Below are 1,358 nucleotides of genomic sequence, written 5' to 3' on the forward strand. Positions count from 1 at the left end.
CCGTTGGGTGCATCGTAGAAGTTGCCGTCGGTGTGTTTGTACACCTTGGTGCCGTCGGCTTTGGTGTATGCAACCGGAGCTTGGGCACTCTGTACCACGGATTGGGCGTCTACAGCATAGGTGTAGGTCTGGTTGCCGTTGCCGTCAACATTTTGTTGCACCGTCAATCCGTTGCCTGCAGCCAGGGTGAGGGTGCTGCCTGATTTGGCTGTAGTGGCAGCGGGTGTACCTACGGTGTTGCCGCCGGCAGTGATGTTGAAACCACTGTTGTTGATGGCGTTAACCACATCCTGCGCGGTGGCGACTTGGTTGGTATTACCGGTTGTGGCGGCTTTGCCGTCCGTGCCGGTAGTAATGGCGGCAGTATCTGCGGACACGGTATAGGTAGTGCTGCCATCCCCATTAAGTGTCGGTGTGCCTACAGAGATACCATTGCCAGCAGCCACGATGGTTTTGGCGGCGGCGGCCTTATTTGCCACAACCTGCAATTGGTCTTCAGTAACAGCGCGACCACTCACCGGCGTACCGGTCCAAGTTTTGTTTGTCAGGCCGGTAACCGTACCGGCAGTGCCGTCGACAGTAACCGGGCTGCCGCCGCTAGCCGGACCAACGGTAATGCTGTCGGCCAGTTTAAAGCCGATTTGGTTGTTGGTAACCGTGGTCTTGATATTGGCATCGCCGGCATATTTGACGGTTTCGCCCAGTTTTACGGTGTCGTCTGCACCGCTGTCGGCTCCGATCTTGAAGCCGGCGTCTTTCAAATCGGTCACGGCAGTATTGATGGCAGTATTGATTGCGGTATTAACTGCACCGCCAGTTACGGCACTGTTGTCGCCTGCCGCAACGTTGCCGCTGGTCAGGTTGGTAATCTTGCCGTTGTTACCCATATCAATGTTTTTGCCGTTGGTGCTAATACCGTTACCGTTGATGACCGGGCCGTTGTTAATTGTCAAGCTGTCGGCAGTCAGGTTAGGTTTGGTGGCAATGGTAATGTCTTTACCGTTGTTGGTTATGGCAATGTTGGTACCATCTTTAAACCCTACCGTATCATTCGGCTTGATGGTTTCCGCAGCACCGCTGTTCACTTGGAATTTCCAACCGGCGTTGGCCGCATTGGTGCGTGCATTCAGCGCAGTCAATGCGTCGCCTACGTTGCTGTAGTTCGTTGGCGTACCAGTGGCATTGGCCAGGGTGTAGGTCGGCGCGCTAATGCTGCCATCGGCCTGAACTGCCGATCCGCCGCCCAAGTGGGTGGCTGTGGAATTGGCAGTTTTGTACAACTGGCTGCCGTTCACGGCATCGGTACTGGTCGCGTTAACCGCACCTGCAGCGACGTTACCCAAGGTTACCGGGCCGCC

General features: G+C 55.8%; 1 protein-coding gene. It reads right to left on the reverse strand.

From position 1 onward, the window contains the following. The coding region (locus tag ACTHTA_RS11370; RefSeq protein ID WP_440376380.1) for a beta strand repeat-containing protein at window positions 1-1,358 on the reverse strand (1,358 nt) is incomplete at both ends.

The sequence above is a fragment of the Neisseria sp. P0013.S005 genome, from assembly GCF_051958425.1.
GTDB lineage: Bacteria > Pseudomonadota > Gammaproteobacteria > Burkholderiales > Neisseriaceae > Neisseria > Neisseria subflava.